This is a genomic window from Kitasatospora purpeofusca, from assembly GCF_000718025.1.
GTDB lineage: Bacteria > Actinomycetota > Actinomycetes > Streptomycetales > Streptomycetaceae > Kitasatospora > Kitasatospora purpeofusca.
In genome coordinates this window covers 1-451 of the sequence record NZ_JODS01000096.1, presented here as the reverse complement: position 1 = coordinate 451, position 451 = coordinate 1, and the positions used below count along the sequence as shown (strand labels likewise).

Genomic DNA, 451 nt, shown 5'->3' with positions numbered 1-451 from the left:
GCGCCGCACCGCGCGCCACCTCAAGAGCGAACTCCAGGGCAAGCTCGACGCCGCCCTCGCCATGGGCACCGGCGCCCTCGTCGCCACCGCCTTCCTCGCCGTCGGGCGCGAGGGCCTGGAGACCGCCCTGTTCATCTGGACCGCCGTCCAGGCCACCGAGGACGGCTACAACCCGATCATCGGCGCCGCCCTCGGCCTGCTCACCGCCGCCTTCCTCGGCTGGCTCTTCTACCGCGGCGCACTGAAGATCAACCTCGCCAAGTTCTTCACCTGGACCGGCGCCATGCTCGTCGTCGTCGCCGCCGGCGTCCTCGCCTACGGCGTCCACGACCTCCAGGAGGCCGGCTGGCTCCCCGGCCTGCACAACCTCGCCTTCGACATCTCCAGCACCATCCCCAAGGACAGCTGGTACGGCACCCTCCTCAAGGGCGTCCTCAACTTCCAGCCCGAC

1 protein-coding gene is annotated in these 451 nt (G+C 70.5%); it reads left to right on the top strand.

The window, feature by feature from the left end; genetic code table 11:
* The coding region (locus IF01_RS0140875; protein WP_030398693.1) for an FTR1 family iron permease at window positions 1-451 on the top strand (451 nt) is incomplete at both ends.